At 64.4% G+C, this 18,923-nt stretch carries 14 protein-coding genes, 1 tRNA gene and 2 rRNA genes; 8 read left to right on the forward strand and 9 right to left on the reverse strand.

Features of this window, described 5'->3' with window-relative positions; all coding sequences use genetic code 11:
• Positions 1–109 precede the first annotated feature (109 nt).
• Positions 110–2,930 (forward strand): 23S ribosomal RNA (locus ACO07Z_RS14715).
• Positions 2,931–3,038: 108 nt separating this feature from the next.
• Positions 3,039–3,153, forward strand: a 5S ribosomal RNA gene (gene rrf, locus ACO07Z_RS14720).
• A gap of 649 nt (positions 3,154–3,802) precedes the next feature.
• Here the strand turns inward: rrf and ACO07Z_RS14725 are convergent.
• The 3 genes from ACO07Z_RS14725 to ACO07Z_RS14735 form a co-directional block, all read right to left on the reverse strand.
• The gene (locus ACO07Z_RS14725; protein ID WP_421699382.1) at positions 3,803–5,008 is read right to left on the reverse strand and encodes an NAD-dependent formate dehydrogenase; all 1,206 of its coding nucleotides are present in this window, start codon (positions 5,006–5,008) and stop codon (positions 3,803–3,805) included.
• 336 nt (positions 5,009–5,344) lie between these two features.
• Complete coding sequence (locus ACO07Z_RS14730; RefSeq protein ID WP_421699383.1) at positions 5,345–6,256, reverse strand: LysR family transcriptional regulator; 912 nt, start codon at positions 6,254–6,256, stop codon at positions 5,345–5,347.
• A 49-nt stretch (positions 6,257–6,305) separates the two neighbouring features.
• Positions 6,306–7,238 (reverse strand): CHAD domain-containing protein, encoded by a 933-nt coding sequence (locus ACO07Z_RS14735; protein WP_421699384.1) that lies wholly within the window; start codon positions 7,236–7,238, stop codon positions 6,306–6,308.
• A gap of 157 nt (positions 7,239–7,395) precedes the next feature.
• Here ACO07Z_RS14735 and ACO07Z_RS14740 point away from each other — a divergent pair.
• Positions 7,396–7,472 (forward strand) — tRNA-Met (locus tag ACO07Z_RS14740).
• 235 nt (positions 7,473–7,707) lie between these two features.
• Positions 7,708–8,793: a Gfo/Idh/MocA family protein gene (locus ACO07Z_RS14745; protein WP_421699385.1), complete on the forward strand. Its 1,086-nt coding sequence runs from the start codon at positions 7,708–7,710 to the stop codon at positions 8,791–8,793.
• A gap of 58 nt (positions 8,794–8,851) precedes the next feature.
• Here ACO07Z_RS14745 and ACO07Z_RS14750 read toward each other — a convergent pair whose 3' ends face one another.
• The 4 genes from ACO07Z_RS14750 to ACO07Z_RS14765 all read right to left on the reverse strand — a co-directional run bounded on the left by ACO07Z_RS14750 (position 8,852) and on the right by ACO07Z_RS14765 (position 12,554).
• Positions 8,852–10,375 carry a tripartite tricarboxylate transporter permease gene (locus tag ACO07Z_RS14750; protein ID WP_421699386.1) on the reverse strand — a complete coding sequence of 508 codons (1,524 nt, stop codon included), beginning with the start codon at positions 10,373–10,375 and terminating at the stop codon, positions 8,852–8,854.
• A gap of 10 nt (positions 10,376–10,385) precedes the next feature.
• Positions 10,386–10,910, reverse strand: a complete 525-nt coding sequence (locus tag ACO07Z_RS14755; protein WP_421699387.1) for a tripartite tricarboxylate transporter TctB family protein — start codon at positions 10,908–10,910, stop codon at positions 10,386–10,388.
• Between the two features lie 78 nt (positions 10,911–10,988).
• Complete coding sequence (locus tag ACO07Z_RS14760) at positions 10,989–11,957, reverse strand: Bug family tripartite tricarboxylate transporter substrate binding protein (protein WP_421699388.1); 969 nt, start codon at positions 11,955–11,957, stop codon at positions 10,989–10,991.
• A 132-nt stretch (positions 11,958–12,089) separates the two neighbouring features.
• A complete protein-coding gene (locus ACO07Z_RS14765; protein ID WP_421699389.1) occupies positions 12,090–12,554 on the reverse strand; it encodes a cupin domain-containing protein in 465 nt (154 codons plus the stop codon).
• 406 nt (positions 12,555–12,960) lie between these two features.
• Between ACO07Z_RS14765 and ACO07Z_RS14770 the strand changes: the two genes are divergently transcribed.
• The 4 genes from ACO07Z_RS14770 to ACO07Z_RS14785 all read left to right on the forward strand — a co-directional run bounded on the left by ACO07Z_RS14770 (position 12,961) and on the right by ACO07Z_RS14785 (position 17,267).
• Positions 12,961–14,097, forward strand: a complete 1,137-nt coding sequence (locus ACO07Z_RS14770) for a Gfo/Idh/MocA family protein (RefSeq protein ID WP_421699390.1) — start codon at positions 12,961–12,963, stop codon at positions 14,095–14,097.
• Between the two features lie 79 nt (positions 14,098–14,176).
• Positions 14,177–15,187, forward strand: coding sequence for a Bug family tripartite tricarboxylate transporter substrate binding protein (locus ACO07Z_RS14775; RefSeq protein ID WP_421699391.1), 1,011 nt, complete (start codon positions 14,177–14,179; stop codon positions 15,185–15,187).
• A 115-nt stretch (positions 15,188–15,302) separates the two neighbouring features.
• Positions 15,303–15,749: a tripartite tricarboxylate transporter TctB family protein gene (locus tag ACO07Z_RS14780; RefSeq protein ID WP_421699392.1), complete on the forward strand. Its 447-nt coding sequence runs from the start codon at positions 15,303–15,305 to the stop codon at positions 15,747–15,749.
• 9 nt (positions 15,750–15,758) lie between these two features.
• Entirely contained in the window at positions 15,759–17,267 is a 1,509-nt protein-coding gene (locus ACO07Z_RS14785) for a tripartite tricarboxylate transporter permease (RefSeq protein ID WP_421699393.1), read from the forward strand.
• 77 nt (positions 17,268–17,344) lie between these two features.
• Here ACO07Z_RS14785 and ACO07Z_RS14790 read toward each other — a convergent pair whose 3' ends face one another.
• Complete coding sequence (locus ACO07Z_RS14790; RefSeq protein WP_421699394.1) at positions 17,345–18,307, reverse strand: LysR family transcriptional regulator; 963 nt, start codon at positions 18,305–18,307, stop codon at positions 17,345–17,347.
• Positions 18,308–18,373: 66 nt separating this feature from the next.
• The gene (locus tag ACO07Z_RS14795; protein WP_421699395.1) at positions 18,374–18,922 is read right to left on the reverse strand and encodes a carboxymuconolactone decarboxylase family protein; all 549 of its coding nucleotides are present in this window, start codon (positions 18,920–18,922) and stop codon (positions 18,374–18,376) included.
• Between the last annotated feature and the right edge of the window lies 1 nt (position 18,923).

The raw sequence follows: 18,923 nt of genomic DNA on the forward strand, positions 1-18,923 counted from the left end.
GGGTCTCTCAAAACCGCCACGCCCCCACGAACCGCCGCTCGGGTTGCACACCCGGACGGAGCCCGGTTCGTGTTTGGAGTTCCATGGGGTGGGTATCGAAGATGAGAACGATCAAGTGTCTTAAGGGCATTCGGTGGATGCCTTGGTGCTGAGAGGCGATGAAGGACGTGGTACGCTGCGATAAGTCACGGGGAGCTGCGAACAAGCTTTGATCCGTGAATTTCCGAATGGGGAAACCCACCTTCGACGACTGGGACTCTGAAGTCTTGCCACACTGGAGCGATCCGGTGCGATGAGGCTTTGGAATTCCAGTTGTCAGATGAAGGTATCAAATCCTGAATACATAGGGGTTTGAAGCGAACCCGGGGAACTGAAACATCTAAGTACCCGGAGGAAAGGACATCAACAGAGACTCCGTTAGTAGTGGCGAGCGAACGCGGACCAGGCCAGTGGTGAATGTGCGACAAGTGGAATCGGTCAGGAAAGCCGAGCCTTAGTGGGTGATAGCCCCGTACACGTAATGCAAGCATTCATCCTCGAGTAAGGCGGGACACGAGAAATCCTGTCTGAACATGGGGGGACCACCCTCCAAGCCTAAGTACTCCTCAGCGACCGATAGCGAACAAGTACCGTGAGGGAAAGGTGAAAAGCACCCCGACAAGGGGAGTGAAAGAGTTCCTGAAACCGGATGCCTACAAACAGTAGGAGCCCAAGGTTCGTCCTGGGTGACTGCGTACCTTTTGTATAATGGGTCAGCGACTTAGTCTGGCGAGCAAGCTTAAACCGATAGGTGTAGGCGCAGCGAAAGCGAGTCTGAACAGGGCGTTCAGTTCGTCGGATTAGACCCGAAGCCGAGTGATCTAGCCATGAGCAGGTTGAAGGTGCGGTAACACGCACTGGAGGACCGAACCGGTGCCCGTTGAAAAGGTCTCGGATGACTTGTGGCTAGGGGTGAAAGGCCAATCAAACTCGGAAATAGCTGGTTCTCCGCGAAAACTATTTAGGTAGTGCCTCGCGTGAATACTCCAGGGGGTAGAGCACTGGATGGGCTAGGGGGATTTACCATCTTACCAAACCTAACCAAACTCCGAATACCTGGAAGTACTGCGCGGGAGACAGACGGCGGGTGCTAACGTCCGTCGTCGAGAGGGAAACAACCCTGACCTACAGCTAAGGCCCCCAAGTCGTGGTTAAGTGTGAAAGGATGTGAGAGTCCGAAAACAACCAGGAGGTTGGCTTAGAAGCAGCCATCCTTTAAAGAAAGCGTAACAGCTCACTGGTCTAGGATTCTTGCGCCGAAAATGTAACGGGGCTCAAACCACGCGCCGAAGCTTAGGGTTCATCTTCGGATGAGCGGTAGCGGAGCGTTCCGTAAGCCTGCGAAGGAGGACCCGTGAGGGCCTCTGGAGGTATCGGAAGTGCGAATGCTGACATGAGTAACGACAAACAGTGTGAGAGACACTGTCGCCGAAAGTCCAAGGGTTCCTGCGTAAAGCTAATCTGCGCAGGGTTAGCCGGCCCCTAAGGCGAGGCCGAAAGGCGTAGTCGATGGGAATCAGGTGAATATTCCTGAGCCTGTGGGTAGTGACGAATCCCGTGTGTTGTCAGACGAATTGGTTCTGTTCTGGCTTCGAAGGGGTTCCAGGAAATAGCTCCCACAACATAGACCGTACCCGAAACCGACACAGGTGGACTGGTAGAGTATACCAAGGCGCTTGAGAGAACTATGCTGAAGGAACTCGGCAATTTACCTCCGTAACTTCGGGATAAGGAGGCCTCCATTCTGGGCAACCAGTGTGGAGGGGCACAGACCAGGGGGTGGCAACTGTTTAGCAAAAACACAGGGCTCTGCGAAATCGCAAGATGACGTATAGGGTCTGACGCCTGCCCGGTGCCGGAAGGTTAAGAGGAGAGGTGCAAGCTTTGAATCGAAGCCCCGGTAAACGGCGGCCGTAACTATAACGGTCCTAAGGTAGCGAAATTCCTTGTCGGGTAAGTTCCGACCTGCACGAATGGCGTAATGACTTCCCCGCTGTCTCCAGCATAGACTCAGTGAAATTGAATTCCCCGTGAAGATGCGGGGTTCCTGCGGTCAGACGGAAAGACCCCGTGCACCTTTACTGCAACTTTGCACTGGCATTCGTGTCGGTATGTGTAGGATAGGTGGTAGGCTTTGAAGCGAGGGCGCCAGCTCTCGTGGAGCCATCCTTGAAATACCACCCTTATAGATATGGATGTCTAACCGCGGTCCGTCATCCGGATCCGGGACATTGCATGGTGGGCAGTTTGACTGGGGCGGTCGCCTCCCAAAGAGTAACGGAGGCGCGCGATGGTGGGCTCAGACCGGTCGGAAATCGGTCGTCGAGTGCAATGGCATAAGCCCGCCTGACTGCGAGACTGACAAGTCGAGCAGAGACGAAAGTCGGCCATAGTGATCCGGTGGTCCCACGTGGACGGGCCATCGCTCAACGAATAAAAGGTACGCCGGGGATAACAGGCTGATGATGCCCAAGAGTCCATATCGACGGCATCGTTTGGCACCTCGATGTCGGCTCATCACATCCTGGGGCTGGAGCAGGTCCCAAGGGTTCGGCTGTTCGCCGATTAAAGTGGTACGTGAGCTGGGTTCAGAACGTCGTGAGACAGTTCGGTCCCTATCTGCCGTGGGTGTAGGAATATTGAGAGGATTTGTCCCTAGTACGAGAGGACCGGGATGAACGTACCTCTGGTGGAGCTGTTGTGGCGCCAGCCGCAGTGCAGCGTAGCTATGTACGGACGGGATAACCGCTGAAAGCATCTAAGCGGGAAACCCACCTCAAAACGAGTATTCCCTTGAGAACCGTGGAAGACGACCACGTTGATAGGCCGGGTGTGTAAGTATGGCAACATATTGAGCTTACCGGTACTAATCGTTCGATTGGCTTGATCGTTCTCATCCTCGATGGCCATCCCATCAAGGATCAAAGACATCCAAAGACCAGGCGCAAACGCGCCGACCCTAACGGGTCCTTGCTTCGCAAAATGCTGTGCTTCGCCGGCCTGGTGGCCATTGCGAGGAGCCCCAACCCGATCCCATCCCGAACTCGGCCGTTAAACTCCTCAGCGCCGATGGTACTATGTCTCAAGACCTGGGAGAGTAGGTCGCTGCCAGGCCTGCTAAGCACAGCAAAACAGCTTCTTCACACCCCAATCAAAACCCCGCCCGTGAGACATCACAGGCGGGGTTTTGCTATGGGGACGCGGCTGAACTACCGCAGCCACGCGTCCCGACCAGAGCCGGCGCGCCGACGGGCGACGAAGTGTGCCGATCGCAAAGCGACATCCGCTCGGCAGCACAACCTGCGAAAGCCGGCGGCTGCGCGACCGGCCGGTCCGCCACGGGCATCACAAGCCAGGAATTCTCAGTCGACCCCCGTCCGGTTCACCACCACGCTGAACCGAGGCGCTTCCATGCATGCGCCACTTCCGCGCCTCGTCGCCGCGCCCCCTCAGGGGGCATCCACACGATACAGATCGGCTGCGACCGGCCTTCCCGCTGTCGCGGGGTGGGGCTCTCACCGCCGCGCCTCAACACTTGGCCGTCCCGTCACCACACGCTCCGCGCCCCACCGGCCACCATCTGCAGAGGTGACAGCTCCGCGCGCCGGCGACTGTTTCCCCTGGGTCCGGCGCCCGCGAGGGGCGGCGGGCGACGCAACAAAAAGGGCGAGCCGTGGTTCACACGGCACGCCCAGTCGGGTCTTTGGGAGAGTGGCCGTCCGTTCGCGGCGGACGACCGATAGCCGGCTTATTGTGGGGCGACCTACACCGCCTTCTTGAACTTCGCCGCTTCTTCCGAGCCGCCGGTCGCGTTGCCCTTGGAATAGGAATGCGCGCCGACACCCGCGAGGTTGCCGCCCTGGACGATGAGGTATTCGTCCCGGATCGCCCGGCCCTCGAAGAAGCATTCGAGAATTTCCCGCGTGCCGGCGGCGTAGCGGGTCTGAGCGGTGAGCGAGGTGCCGGACATGTGAGGGGTCATGCCGTTCCAGGCCATGGTGCGCCAGGGGTGATCGGCCGGCGCCGGCTGCGGGAACCAGACATCTCCGGCATAGCCCGCGAGCGTGCCGTTCTCCAGCGCCCGGGCAATCGCGTCGCGGTCGCACAGCTTGCCGCGCGCGGTGTTGACGATATAGGCGCCGCGCTTGAACAGCTTCAGCGTCTCCTCATTCACCATATGCTCGGTCTCGGGATGCAGCGGACAGTTCAGCGTCACCACATCGCAATGCGGGTACATGTCGGTGGGCGAGGCGTGCCAGGTGAGGTTCAGTTCCTTCTCCACCGACTCAGGCAGGCGGTGACGGTCGGTGTAGTGCAGCTTCACGTCGAAGGGCGCGAGGCGGCGCAGCACGGCGAGGCCGATACGGCCGGCGGCGACGGTGCCGACGCTCATCGCTTCCAGATCGTAGGAGTGCTTCACGCAGTCGGCTATGTTCCAGCCGCCCTTGCGCGCCCAGTCATGCGCGGGGAGATAGTTGCGCACCAGGCCGAGGATCATCATCACCACATGTTCGGCGACGCTGATCGAGTTGCAATAGGTGACTTCCGCCACGGTAACGCCGCGATCAATAGCCGACTGAAGGTCGACATGGTCGGAGCCGATGCCGGCCGTCAGCGCCAGCTTGAGGTTCTTCGCCTTGGCGAAGCGCTCGGGCGTGAGATAGGCCGGCCAGAAGGGCTGGGAGATGACGATGTCCGCGTCCGCCAGCTCCCTTTCAAACACCGAATCCGGGCCGTCCTTGTCGGAGGTCACCACCAGCGTATGGCCGTTGGATTCGAGGTATGTGCGCAGGCCGAGCTCACCGGAGACGCTGCCGAGCATGGTGCCCGGTGTGAAATCGATCGCCTTCGGCGTCGGCAGGGTCTGGCCGCCGGGATAATGATCAATCTTCGGCAGGTCGTCGCGGGCATAGGTGGTGGGGTAGCCGTCGATCGGGTCATCGTAGAGAACGCACAGAACCTTCGCCATCGGGTCATTTCCTCGCTTGGGGTTGAGCGGGGACGTTTCCGCCGCGTCGCGCGGCAGAGCCTGCCTGCCGGCCGGGCCGGCTTCTCCATCTCAGCAGGGCACCGGTCGGGGAAACAGTTCCGAAACGGCGCGGCGGTCGTCCTTGTGCCGGGCGGGGCGGGGTGATCGGCCCCGCCTCTCGCCGGCCCGCTGACACTGGCCCGGGGGCGAGGCCGCTTCAAATTGAAAGCAGTGAACAATTGATAGACGGCGGATATGAAGGTTCGGGCATCGGCCGGCGCTTCGCCCCGCGCGGGGTTGTCGGAGGCGGTTCGGAACGGCCCCGCCGGTGGTGCATCAACTGAACAGCCCTTCCAGCGTCCCCTCACGCGCCAGTTTCTGCGCCAGCCGGTGCAGCGCGCCGGCCACCGGGCTCAGCGGGTCGCGCTCGGAGAGCACAAGGCCGATCGGCTGCACATGCACCGGGTCCACCAGCGGCACGGCGGCGAGATCGGCGCCGTCGCCCAGCCCGCGAAAGCTCGCCTCCGGCACCAGGCTGTTCCACGGGCCCCGGCGGACGAAGGACCACACGCCCATGAAGGAATTGGTCTCGATGACCGGGGCGGAGGCGAGGCCGGCCTCGGCCATCACCTGGTCGATGATGCGGCGGTTCTGCATGTCCGGGGTGAGCAGGCACAGAGGCTGCGCCGCCGCTTCCGCCCAGCGCAGGCTGCGCCGGCGGGCGAGCGGCTCGTCCGGGCGGGTGATGAAGACATAATGCTCGCGGTAGAGCGGCACGCGGCGCACGCGGTTCAGCGGCTCATTGTCGAGATAGGTGATGCCGGCGTCGAGCTCCATCGCATCGAGCCCGCGCTGGATCGCCGCCGAGGAGAGGGTGAGCATCTGCACCCTAACCCCGGGATGGCGGTCGCGGAACGGGGCGAGCAAAGCCGGGGCGGCGGCGGTCGCGGCGGGAATGGCGCCGACGCGCAGCGTGCCGGTGATGCTGCTGCCGGTCTCCACCTTTTCCTGCTTCAGGCTCTCATAATCGGCGGCGATCTGCCGGGCCCAGCCGAGCACCCGCTCGCCTTCCGCGGTGAAGCCGAGAAAGCGATGGCCGCGCGCGACGATGGGCACGCCAAGTTCCTGCTCCAGCTTGCGGATGCCGGCGGACAGGGTCGGCTGGGTGACATGGCAGGCGGCTGCCGCCCGGCCGAAGTGCTTCTCGCGGGCCAAAGCGACGAGATAGTGCATCTGCCGCACGAACATGGGCGGGTCCCAATCTCTTCAAGGGCGCGGCATGGGCGTCCCGGCCCCGCTATTTCCGCTCGGATACAGCAGACATATAGGCGGAAAGCCGGCGGCGAAAGGCCTTCGGCTTCTCCGCAAACAGCCGGGCGTGGAGTAGCAGGGCGGAATGGGCGAGCTTGGCCTGCCGCGCGGTGATGGCGGCGAGCAGCGCGGCGCACCAGGCCGGGGGCCGGCCGGCGCGCGCGGGCTGCACCTCGGTGAGGGTGCGCAGCACGGCGAGATCGTGATGCTTGCCGAGCTTGTCGCGCAGCCGCTGCAATTCGTCGACCCAGAACTGGCCGAGCGCCGGCCAATCGGCGACCACCAGCTCCATCTGGTAGCGCTGGGCGATCACATCCTTGCGCAGCTCATGCAGGCTGTCGTCGTCGGCCGGATCGACGGCGCGGCCGGCGCGGCGCGCCTTGGCATAGGAGGCGGCCAGAGCCGCACACAGCGCGTCGTCATCCAGCGCGGCGCCGAGCCGGGGCAGCGCCTCGGCCAAAGCCGCCATCTCCGCCTCCAGCGCGGCACGATGCGCGCCGACGCCGTCGCCCGCCGGGGCCGGCGCGTCGGTGCTGGCGAGAGCGCGGCCGGCGGCGCGGCGAGTGGTCTTGGCGAGGCCCGCCTTGGCGACGAGATCGTCCAGCGCGTCCTCCCGCGCCGCCGCGTCGCGGGCCTGCGCGAGATGGCGCGCCGTTTGCGCCAAAGCGCGCCGGGCGGCGCGGGCTCGCTGGGAAACCGCGCGTGCGCGGGCGGCCTCGGCGAGGCGCAGCAGCGCCCGCAGCCGCTTGAAGCCCTTGCGCACCCCATGCACCGCCGCTTCCGGATCGCGGAGGGCAAGCGCGTCGCGGGCCTCGGTGAAGGCGTCGTCCAGGGCCAGCGCCAGACGCGTGGGCGGCGTATGGTCCGCCGGAACGGGGCTATCCACCGCTGCCGCAGCGCTGTCCGAAACCTTCTCCACGATGAAACACCTTTCCAAATCAGCCTGTTAGGTGCTTTCTCAACGCCCGAGACGACGATAGGGTGACAAAAAGATAGCCCGGACCCCTTTCATTTGGCCATGCGGATTGCTAGATAGCCGCCATAGGCAAGACGCCACGGCGACTTCCCGTCTCTGACGCGGGGTGGAGCAGCCCGGTAGCTCGTCAGGCTCATAACCTGAAGGCCGCAGGTTCAAATCCTGCCCCCGCAACCATCAAGACGACAAAACCCGCAGCCTTGGCTGCGGGTTTTGTTTTTCTGGCGGTCCGCCCTCCGCCGCGGCGCGGCCCGCCCGCCGCGTTGATGGCCGGGCGCCCGCGGCCGAGGTGTCCCGCATGCCCGGAACTGATGGTTGCATGCCCGAAAAGCATTGCCGCTACGGCATTTAGCTCCGGTAGTCTCCAGCATTCCCGATCGCCGGGTGCGATGGGTCGGAAGGAGATCAGATCATGCGGCAGGTCGAGGTAGCGGTCATTGGCACGGGCTGGTGCGGCGGGATCCGCGCCGAGACCCTTTCGCGATCGGCACTGGTGGACAAGCTGCACATCTGTGACATCCGGCCCGAGCGGCTCGAGGAGGTGCGCACCCTCACCAACGCGGCCACGGCGACCCTCGACTATCGTGACATCGTCGAAAACGACGCCATCCAGGTCGTCTACATCTCGACCACGCCCGAGAGCACGCACTACCCGATCGCCCGCGACTGCCTCAAGGCCGGCAAGCATGTCCTGCTGGAGAAGCCGATCGCGATGGAGCTATGGGAGGCGAATGAGCTGATCGAGCTGTCGAACCGCAACAGGGTGAAATTCACCATCGGCTATTCGCAGCGCTTCAACCCCAAGATCGCCTACGCCAAGAAGCAGATCGCCGAGGGGACTCTGGGCCGCGTGGTCAATGTGATGGTGTCACGCCATTTGTCGCGCAGCCTTGGCAAAAAGATCGCCTCGCGGGTGAAGCTGTCACCGGCCGCGATGGAATCGACACACGACCTCGATTTCGTGTTCTGGCTCCTGGAGCCGGCCAAGCCCGTGCGGGTCTATTCGCAGGGTGCCTATGGCTACATGCAGGATGTCAACGGTTCCTATGATTGCATGTGGTCCACCGTGACCATGGATAATGGCATGCTGGTGGTGATTGGCGGCGGCTGGAACCTGCCGCCGGCCTATCCGAACTATTGCGGCACCTGGATCGAGATCACCGGCACCGAGGGAGCCCTGATCCTCGACGACACGCAGCGCGATAACTGGCTGAGCACGGTGAGCGGGGGCACGCGCTTCCCGATGTCGACCATGCCCGGCGAGCAGGTCGATCACGTCTTTGCCGGCCAGATGGGGCCGGAGACCATCCATTTCCTTGAATCGGTGCTGCTCGACCGCGCGCCCATGGTGGCGCCCGAACATGCCCGTATGGTGATGGAGAGCTATCTGGCGGCCGATCTCTCGGCGGCGATCAACGAGCCGGTGGACCTGCCGCTGTCGAACCGCTCCATCGCCCAGATCAACGATCTGAAAGCGGCGATGATCGCCGCTTCCTGACCCTCAGCAAAGCGATGCCGGCAAGCGACCGGCGCCCGTGGGCGCCGGTCGTCTCATGTCAGGCGGTCGCCGGGCGCCGGCCGCTTCGGCGCGCCTGACTCGACCGCCGGAAGGCCAGGACCACGGTGACGAAGGAGATCAGCAGCAGGCCCATGGTGATCGGCCGTGTCAGCATGAAGCTGAGATCGCCGCCATGGATCACCATGGCCCGGTTGAGATTGGATTCGACGATCGGGCCCATGACAAAGGCGAGCACGATCGGGATCACCGGCATCTGGATCTTGTCGAACCAGAAGGCGACCGCCCCGAGCATCAGCGCCATGATGATGTGCGGGGTATAGGTCTGGTCGGCGAAGACGCCGATGGTCAGAAGGATCAGCACGAACGGGCCGAGTATGTAGCGGGGAATCTGCGCGACGAGCGCGAAGACCCGGACACCCGCCATGCCGACGAGCAGCATCAGCAGCGCCGAGACGACGAGGCCGACAAAGATCGCCATTACCAGCAGCCCGTTCCGCTCGAACAGCAGCGGGCCGGGCACCACACCCTTGGAGATCAGCAGGCCGAGCAGGATCGCGATGGCGCCCGATCCCGGTACACCCAGTGCCAGCGAGGGGATGAGCGCGCCGGCGACGATGGCGTTGTTGGCGGTTTCCGGCGCGGCGACGCCTTCATCGCAGCCGGTGCCGAATTTCTCCGGGTGTTTGGAGGCGCGGCGCTCCTCATTATAGGCGACGATCGAGGACACGGTGGCGCCGGGGCCGGGAATGGAGCCGATGGCGGTGCCGATCACCGTCGCGCGCAGCATGGTCGGCGAGAGCTTCTTCATCTCCTTCCAGCCGACATGGTTTTTCTCGCGGTCCGCGCCCTTGATCGACTGCAGGTCGAGCCCGGCCTCGCCCTTGCGTGCCATCAACAACCGGAACGCTTCCGGCATTGCCATGAGGCCGGTGATGACGACGATCAGCGGCAGGCCTTCCATCAGCGATTCCAGGCCGAAGGTGAAGCGTAGACCGGCAAAACCGGAACTGCCGATGGTCGCCAGGAATAGGCCGATGCCGGTAGCGACGAAGCCCTTCACTGGGCTGTTGCCGAAGAACGAGCCGATCATCGACAGACCGAACACGCCGACCGCGAACATTTCGCTGGGGCCGAACTGCAGGCCGATCCAGGCCAGGCCCGACGCGGCGAACAGGAAGATCAGGCTGGAGGCGATGGAGCCGACCACGCCGGTATAGAGCGAGATCTTGAGCGCGCGCGCCGCCTTGCCCTGCTGGGCCATCGGGTAGCCGTCGAGCAGCGTGACCGCCGCCGCTGCAGTCCCGGGCGTGCGAATCAGGATCGCCGGGATCGAGCCGCCATATTCCGCCGCCGCATAGATCGAGATGAAGAACAGCGCTCCCGCTTCCGGCGACATGAAGAAGGTGAAGGGGAACATCAGCGCCAGCGCCTGCGCCGCGCCGAAGCCCGGCAGGGCGCCCAGCACCGTGCCGACGACGACGCCGGCCAACATGATCAGGATATTTGTCGGCGACAGGACCAGAAGCGTCGCCGGGATCAGGTTGTCGAGTAGAACCTCCATCGCGGCCTCCTCAGAAGGTGATGTAGCTGGGCAGGAAGGCCAGCGGGATCGACACGCCGAGGGCCAGCACGAAGACGAGATAGATCGTCAGCATGGTCGCAACGGCGGCGAAGGCGCTCGTCGCCGGGGAATCGAGCCGCGGATAGAGCAGCGCGAAAGCGATCGCCACGCAGGTGATCTCGAAGCCGACCGTGTCGAGGCCGACCGCGAACAGAGCGCCGGCGCCGATGGCGACGGCGAAATCGCGATACTCGAAGACGACCGGCGCCGCCTCCGCTTCCGCCTCGGGCGACCCCGGGTCATGCCGGCGGCCCCCCCGGCCGAGATAGAGCCGGCCGAGCCAGAGTAAGGCGAAGGCGCCGGTGAAGAGCAGGATGATGCGGGGAATGAAGCCGGGGCCGGGATAACCGCGCATTGGCGATGGCGGCAGGCTCAGGCTGTTGATGAACAGGGCTATGACGGCGGCGAGAACCACCAATGCGGTGACCACCTCCGCGACGCCGCGATTGATGCGGACGATGCCACGCTCTTCCATGGCGATGCTCCCTTGGATCGGGGCCGTTGACGGGCCGTCCGCGCCCTTTGGCCGATCGCGGACAGAAGGGGGCAAGGCTCAGAGAATGCCGTTCTGCTGCATGAAGGTGCGGTAGCCCTCACGTTCGTCGTCGAACGATTTCTTCAGCTTCGCGCCATCGGTCTCGAACGCCTTTTCGACATGCGGGCTGTTCTTCAGATATTCGGCATATTCCGGCCCATCGACCACCTTCTGAAAGGCGGCGCGCACCTTGACCTTTACGTCCTCGGGGGTGCCCTTCTTGACGAAGATGCCCTGCCATTGATGCGAGATCGGGTAGACGTAGCCGAGCTCCTGAATGGTGGGCACGTCGGGCATTTTGGGCGAGCGCGTCTCGTTCAACACCACGAGGGTGCGCAGCTTGCCGGCTTCCTGATGCGGCATGATCTGGCCGATCGTGCCGAGCCCCGCCGGGACATGGCCGCCGAGCAGGTCGCGGATCGCGTCGCCCGAGCCCTCATAGGGAATGTGGTTGACGTTCGCGCCCGCCGCCGTGAAGGCGGAGAGGATGTGCTTGTGGTGGATTGAGCCGATCTTGTTGCCGGCGACGCCGATGCTGCCCGGCGCCAGCTTGGCGGCGGTGACCAGTTCACCGAAGGTCTGGTACTTGCTGTCGGAGCGGACGGCGAGCGCGTAGACGAACTTCTCGACCTTGACCACGAATTCGAAATCATCCGGCTTGGCGGAGAAGGTCGGCAGGTTCATGTAGCCCGCGAAGCTCGCGCTGGCGTGCAGCAGCGTGTAGCCATCCGCCGGGCGGCTCATCACATAGACCGCCGCCTCATTGCCGGAGCCGGCGCCCTTGTAGACCACGTTCACCGGCTTGCCGAGCACGTCGGGCTTGGAGAGCACCTGCGCCATGAGCTGGCACCATTGCGCGGCGGTGGAGCCGGGCGAGGTCGAGCAGACAAGTTCAATCGGTTTGGCGGGATAGACCTGCGCATGCGCCGCCGGGGCGACGGCGACGGAGAGCATCACGGCCGCGAGGCCGGCGGCGAGTTTCATCATGTGTTTTCCTCCCAGGTTTTGGCCGCGCGGTTTTTGTGCGCTGGCCGGCCCGCGCGCACCGGCGCGGTGCGGGCGGTCGAGAAGAGACGCGGGTGTTGGCGCAGCCGCGTCTTCCGGGCGATCAGGCTTGCATCAGGCCTTGGGCTCGAAGCCCTTTTCATAGAAAGCGCCGCTGTTCTTGCCGTCGGCGGCGACACCGGCAATGCCGAAGGACAGATCCTTGGCGACAAAGAAGATCACGTCTTCGTCCGGCAGGGCGACGGTGGAATGGACCTTGTTGGCGGGAAAGAAGATCAGCGTGCCGGGACCGGCGATCCGTTCCGGCTCGCCCTCGATGTTCACGCGCAGCCGCCCCTGAATGACGTAGTTCCACTGCTCATTGGGGTGCGAATGCGGCCGGGCGCCCGTGCCGCGCGCCTTGCGCATCAAGCCGACCTGCGTGCGCTCGCCTTCGACCACCGGGCCGATGGCGGTGCTGTAGGTCGGGCCGGCTTCCATCTTATCGAGGGTGAGCAGGTCGAAAATATAGGCGCCGTCGCCGGCTTTCACCGCGCCTTCGTTCTTGGTTTCACGCGACATGGCGGCTTGTGCGGACATGTGTGGCTTCCTCCCGTTGCAGTCCCGCCGGCCCGTTCTTCGGTTTGCGTGGCGGGATCGATGTCAGGACGTGTTCGGCGCATGCTCCAGGCAGGAGGAGCGCCGCACCGAATGAGATTAACATATGAACGATGTTTGAACATTTTTCACAAGTCAATAAATTCTGACTAATTTTCGAACCGACGTCCGGAGGACCCGTTCTGACCTTGGTACCGGTCCTGCATCCATGCCCTTTCACTATGTCCCAATGGCGAAAGAGCATTTGCGCGGCCTCGAAACGCATGGTCCGCTCCACATCAACAACAACGGTTGAGCAGGTGGAAACCATGAGGAAAACGGACGGCGACGCCAGCACTTCGCGTCCGCAGGCCGATGTCTGCGTCGCGGCGGCAGAGGGATCACGGTGATGGGTCGCCAGTCTCCCAAGGGTATTGGCCTCGCCATCATCGGCGCCGGACGTGTCGGCCTGTTCCGCGGCGCTGTCGCCGCGCGCCATCCGGCGGTGGAATGGATCGGCCTCGCCGAGATCAATCCCGAGCGCGGCCAGCGCGTGGGGGCCGAAATCGGCGCCGACTTCATCACCACCGATCATCGCGAATTGCTGAAGCGGCCGGAGGTGACGGCGGTGATCGTCGCCACCGACGAGCATCTGCATGTCGAGCCAGTCATGGCGGCGCTGGAACGCGAACTGCCGATGCTGATCGAAAAGCCGCTCGCCACCCATCTCGACGATTCCATGCGTGTGCTGCGCGAGATCGAGAACGCCGGTGTCGACGCGGTGGTGGGCTATACCCAGCGCTTCCGCCGCCGCTGGCTCGCCGCCAAGGAGAAAGTGCGCACCGGCGCGCTCGGCGACGTGACCATGGTGACCTCTCGCGCCTTCATGAACCGGCTGGTCGCCATCGATAATTACCGGCGCTCCGATGCGCCGAAGACCATCTCGCCTATGGTGATTTCCGGCACCCACGCCCTCGATATCGTGATGTGGTACCTGGAGGCGAAGACCCCGGTCGAGGTCTATGCCCGCTCGGTCGACAAGGTGCTCGGCGCCGACTGGCAGGGCATCGACGGCACCGCCGGCATGATCATGATGAGCGACGGCTCGGTCTATCACCTCGCCATCTCGTGGGCGCTGCCGGTGACCTGGCCCGGCGCGGTCTACAGCCTTGAGGTGGGCATTGTTGGCACCACCGGCGTGCTCACTATCGATGACACCCATCGCGATATCGTGTTGGCGGTCTCGGCGCCACAGGAAGAAGGCTATCTGCCGGACAAGACCCGGCTCGTCGATTTTATGGGCAGCTATCCGCCGGGCGACATGGCCCTTGGCGAGTTGCGCGGCCCGATGCGCACCGAGACGGAATCCTGGCTTAACCGCGTCGCGCTCGACCTTCCGACCCAGCACGCGACCGCGGCCGAGGCCCATAACCGGCTCATGCTGACCAAGGCGCTCGATCTTTCCGCCAAACTCAAGCGGCCGGTGAAGCTGCCGCTCGAAGTGGAAGGCGAGCGCGAGATGATGCGTGAGGCCGCCATGGCCTGAAGGCGCCGTGCCTGACATCGCTAAAGCGAGCCGGCGTCAGCCAGAATAAGAAGCGGCGCGGCTATCCTGGGAGGGAACGATGAACACGTCCGTCACGCGCCGTGCCGTAAATTCCTTAGCCGTGTGCGCGGCCGCCGCACTCGCCGTCGGCCTCGCCACCCCGCGCCCCGCATCGGCACAGTCCGACTATCCGACCCAGCCGATCACGCTGATCGTGCCCTTCGCGCCCGGCGGCGCGTCGGACTTTGCCGCCCGGCTGCTGCAGCCGCGCCTCTCGGAAATCCTCGGTCAGCAGATCGTCATCGAGAATCGTGACGGCGCGGCCGGCAATGTCGGCATGGACTTCGCCGCCCGGGCCAAGCCGGACGGCTACACGCTGTTCCTCGGCAATGTCGGCACGGTGTCGATCAACCCGTCGCTGTTCTCCAGCCTGCGGGTGAAGCCGCTGCAGGACTTCATCCCGATCTCCATCGTCGCCGACACACCCGGCCTGCTGATTGCCAACCCGCAATTCCCGCCGAACAACGTCAAGGAACTGGTCGAGTATGTGAAGGCCCGCCCCGGGCAGGTGAACTTCGCCTCGCCCGGCACCGGCTCGGTGAACCGGCTGGAAATAGAGGCGTTCCGGCGCGAGGCAGGGCTCGACATGATCCATGTCCCCTATAAGGGCGGCGCCGGCCCGGCCACGGCCGATGTGATGGGCGGCCATGTCAGCCTGATGTTCGTGACCATCTCGTCCGGCATCAACCATGTGAAGGGTGGGCGGCTCAAGGCGCTGGGCGTTTCCACCAAGGAACGCGTGTCGCAACTGCCGGACGTGGCCACCATGACCGAGCAGGGCTTCCCCAAGAGCGTGTCATCGTCCTGGCAGGGCATTCTGGCGCCGGCCGGCACGCCGCAACCGATCATCGACAAGCTGCATGCCGCGATCGTCGAGGCGATGAAGGATCCGACCATCAAGACGCGGATGGCGGATGCCGGCGTGATGGCGGTGTCGAGCCCCAGCCCGGCGGACTTCAAGGCCTATATCCAGGCCGACGCCGACAAATGGAGCGCCGTCATCAAGGATATCGGCGCCAAGGCCGATTGATGTCCCGCCAGCGAAGGGGCGGCGCCACAGCCACAGGCGTCGGCCTCTCGTTGTTCTGACCGATCCTTCCGCCTCGACGCCTCAAGCTGCGGCGGACCATCCATTGGGGTTGTGCATGGACATCAGGATTTCCTCCGATTTCGTGACCGGACTGTTCTTCTGCGCCCTCGGCGCGGTCGCCATGATCATCGGTTCCGACTATCCCATCGGCACCGCGGCCCGCATGGGTGCCGGCTATTTCCCGTTGATGATCAGCTGCGGGCTAATCCTGCTCGGCGGCATCCTCGTCCTGCGGTCCTTCCTCACCGAGACCGAAGAGGTCGGGTCGATCGACTTCCGGCCGCTGGCGCTGCTGATCGTCAGCATCCTGCTGTTCGGCCTGCTGATCGAGGACTGGGGGTTCCCGGTCGCCGGCCTGGTGGTCGTCATAGGCGCGCGCATCGCCGGCAAGCACTACAGGCCGCTGGAGACCGGGCTGCTCGCGGTCGGGCTGGTCGGTTTCTGCCTGCTCCTGTTCTCCTATGGGCTGGGCCTGCATCTGCCCGCCACGCATCTGTGGTGAGGGGCAGTGATGGAACTCTTCAACGATGTCTTCCTCGGTTTCTCGGTGGCGATGACGCCGGCAAACCTGGTCTATGGTTTTCTCGGCGTGCTGCTCGGCACGATCATCGGCGTGTTGCCCGGCCTCGGGCCTGTCGCGACGATCTCGATCCTGCTGCCGGTCACCTTCGCGCTGCCGGCGCCGGCGGCGCTGATCATGCTCGCCGGCATTTATTACGGCGCGCAATATGGCGGCTCGACCACGGCGATCCTCGTCAATCTTCCCGGTGAGAGTTCCTCGGTGGTGACGGCCATCGACGGCTACCAGATGGCCCGCAAGGGACAGGCCGGGCTGGCACTCGCTACGGCGGCGCTCTGTTCCTTCATCGCCGGCACGCTGGCGACCGTCGTGATCGCGGTGGCGGCGCCGGCGCTGGCGGAGGTGGCGCTTGATTTCGGGCCGGCCGACTATTTCTCGCTGATGCTGTTCGGCCTGGTGGCCGCCGTGATCCTTGCGCACGGATCTGTCGTCAAGGCGGTGGGCATGATCCTGGTCGGCATCCTCTTCGGAACGATGGGCATCGACGCCAATACCAGCCTGGAGCGCTACACCTTCGGCGTTCCCGCCTTTGCCGATGGCATCGACTTCGCCGTGATCGCCATGGGCATGTTCGGCATTGGCGAGACCATCTCCAATCTCACGCAGAAGGACGAGGAGCGCAGCTTCGTGAAGGAAGTGCGCGGGCTTTGGCCGCGCTGGGCGGATTTTCGCCGCTTCGTGCCGCCGGCCTTGCGCGGAACCCTGCTCGGCGGCGCGCTCGGCCTGCTGCCGGGCGGCGGGCCGGTGCTGGCGTCGTTCTCCACCTACGCGCTGGAAAAGAAGCTGTCGAAGACCCCTGGCGAATTCGGCAAAGGCGCCATCGCCGGCGTCGCCGGGCCGGAGGCGGCCAATAACGCTGCGGCGCAGACGGCCTTCATCCCCATGCTGACGCTGGGCCTGCCGTCGAGCGCGGTGATGGCGCTGATGATCGGCGCGCTGATGATGCAGGGCCTGTCGCCCGGCCCGCAGCTCATGACCCAGCGGCCGGATCTGTTCTGGGGCCTCATCGCCTCGATGTGGTTGGGCAATCTCATGCTGGTGGTGCTCAACCTGCCGCTGGTCGGCATCTGGGTGAAGCTGCTTTCGGTGCCCTACCGCATGCTCTATCCCGCCATCATGCTGTTCTGCTGCATCGGCGTGTACAGCATCAACAATAACGCGCTCGATGTGGTGCTGGCAGCGGTGTTCGGGGCGTTCGGCTATCTGATGAAGCGCCTGCATTGCGAGCCGGCGCCCCTGCTGCTCGGCTTCATCCTCGGCCCGATGATCGAGGAAACGCTGCGCCGCGCGCTGCTGATCTCCCACGGAGACCCGATGGTGTTCGTCCAGCGGCCCATCAGCCTAAGCTTCTTGGTGATGACGGTCCTGCTGCTGATCGTGCTGGTGGCGCCGATGATCCGCATGACACGCCAGCGTGCCTTCGAGGAGAGCGCGGATTAGGACCTGCTCTCTGGCTCAAACGACAACGGCCGGGCAGGGGGCCCGGCCGTTTTGCTGTGGGGGAGGCGGAAAACCCGTCAGGCCACGCCGGCAAGGGTGCGGTGCTGCGGGGCGGCCCAGTGCGAGGCGTTGGTGTCCGGGAGCGCGCTGAAGATGCCACGCTGGGCCAATGTGTCGATCTCGGCGCGCAGCAGTCCCATTACCGCATGCGCCGCCGGGCTGACCTTGTCGCCGACATGCGAGAGCATGATGGTGCGGCTGAGATTGACGCCGCCAACCGCAAGCCCGGTGAGCTGGCCTTCGTCGATCTCCTTGCGAAAGGTCGAGATCGGCATGATCGAGGCACCACGCCCACGCAGCAGCATCCGCCGAATGGCCTCCACCGCATCGATTTCGCAATCCACCTCGACGCAGATGCCGTGCGAGGCGAGTTGCTCGTCGACCAGCGCGCGGATGCCGCGGGTGACCAGCATGGGCGTCGAGGCCAGTTCGTCCAGCGTCACCACCGGCGACACGCCACGCTGCTGGCGCGGCATCACCACGACGATCGGCTCGGTCAGCACCGCCGTGAAGCGCAGGGCACGGTTCGGCGGCGGGTTGGTGAGCAGGGCGAGATCGACCTGGGCATTGACCAGATCGACCTGCAGCCGCCGGGTGAACTCCTCGACGATGGTGAGGTTGATCGCCGGGTAGGTCGCGACACAGCGCTCGATGAGTCCGGGCGCGAGAAGCGAGGAAAGGGTCGGCGAGATGCCGACCACCACCTTGCCCGACACGCCGTCACCGCCAATGTTCATCTCCTGCGCGGCATGAGCCACCTCCTGGAGGATGCGGCGGCTGTGCTGGAGGAAACGACGACCGGCGAGGGTGAGCTGCACCCCGCGGGGCAACCGGACCAGGAGTTGGGCGCCGATCTCGGTCTCGATGCGCTGGATATGCCGGCTCAGCGCCGGCTGGACGATACCGAGATCGCGGGAGGCGCGTGTGATGCTGCCAAGTTCGGCAACGCGCACGAAGGCTTCAATGCTTCGCAATTCCATGGCGTCTTCCTCCGGAAGGGCGCCTATTGTTTTGTGGCGTGCCCTTCGTGCTGATCGCAAATCCTCTCACGCGGGCGAGGGAACCCGAAACACCCGCAGGGCGATGGCAAGCATCGAGTAGTAGCCGAGCAATCCGGTCAACTCGATCACCGTGCGACGGCCGAAGCGCGTCACTGCTGCCGCGAACAGATCGTCCGGCACATCCTTGTGCTGGTAGATCGCGGCGGAAAAATCATGCACCAGCGCGGCGTCGTCATCCGTGAAATCCGGCCGGCGGCCGGCGGCGAGCGCCTCGATCTCGAATTCCGGCACCCCGGCCTTGCGCGCCTCGCCGGCATGCACGCCAAACTCATATTCCGCGCCCCAGAAGGAGGCGGTGGTGAGAATGGCGAGTTCCGACAGGCGCGGCGAAAGACCGGTGCGATAGCGGCAGAAGGCGCCGACCGCCTGCGCGGTCGCGGCCAACTCCGGGCTCTCGACATAGATGTGGAAGGGCGCCGGCACCGCACCGGCCCGCGGACGGCCGATGGCGTCGAAGATGCGGAGCTGGTCGGCATCGAGATCGGCGGGGTTCAGTTCGCGGTAGCGGGGCGGGGCGTCGGTCAGGCTGTCCATG

Origin of the sequence: Ancylobacter sp. (genome assembly GCF_965229075.1) — a bacterium.
In the GTDB taxonomy this organism is placed as follows: domain Bacteria; phylum Pseudomonadota; class Alphaproteobacteria; order Rhizobiales; family Xanthobacteraceae; genus Ancylobacter.

Coding starts and splice junctions, on each gene's coding strand:
- ACO07Z_RS14795 (WP_421699395.1), bottom strand. CDS start 18,922: ATGGACAGCCTGACCGACGCCCCGCCCCGCTACCGCGAACTGAACCCC.
- ACO07Z_RS14760 (WP_421699388.1), bottom strand. CDS start 11,957: ATGATGAAACTCGCCGCCGGCCTCGCGGCCGTGATGCTCTCCGTCGCC.
- ACO07Z_RS14780 (WP_421699392.1), top strand. CDS start 15,303: ATGGACATCAGGATTTCCTCCGATTTCGTGACCGGACTGTTCTTCTGC.
- ACO07Z_RS14790 (WP_421699394.1), bottom strand. CDS start 18,307: ATGGAATTGCGAAGCATTGAAGCCTTCGTGCGCGTTGCCGAACTTGGC.
- ACO07Z_RS14745 (WP_421699385.1), top strand. CDS start 7,708: ATGCGGCAGGTCGAGGTAGCGGTCATTGGCACGGGCTGGTGCGGCGGG.
- ACO07Z_RS14785 (WP_421699393.1), top strand. CDS start 15,759: ATGGAACTCTTCAACGATGTCTTCCTCGGTTTCTCGGTGGCGATGACG.
- ACO07Z_RS14755 (WP_421699387.1), bottom strand. CDS start 10,910: ATGGAAGAGCGTGGCATCGTCCGCATCAATCGCGGCGTCGCGGAGGTG.
- ACO07Z_RS14730 (WP_421699383.1), bottom strand. CDS start 6,256: ATGTTCGTGCGGCAGATGCACTATCTCGTCGCTTTGGCCCGCGAGAAG.
- ACO07Z_RS14765 (WP_421699389.1), bottom strand. CDS start 12,554: ATGTCCGCACAAGCCGCCATGTCGCGTGAAACCAAGAACGAAGGCGCG.
- ACO07Z_RS14775 (WP_421699391.1), top strand. CDS start 14,177: ATGAACACGTCCGTCACGCGCCGTGCCGTAAATTCCTTAGCCGTGTGC.
- ACO07Z_RS14750 (WP_421699386.1), bottom strand. CDS start 10,375: ATGGAGGTTCTACTCGACAACCTGATCCCGGCGACGCTTCTGGTCCTG.
- ACO07Z_RS14725 (WP_421699382.1), bottom strand. CDS start 5,008: ATGGCGAAGGTTCTGTGCGTTCTCTACGATGACCCGATCGACGGCTAC.
- ACO07Z_RS14770 (WP_421699390.1), top strand. CDS start 12,961: ATGGGTCGCCAGTCTCCCAAGGGTATTGGCCTCGCCATCATCGGCGCC.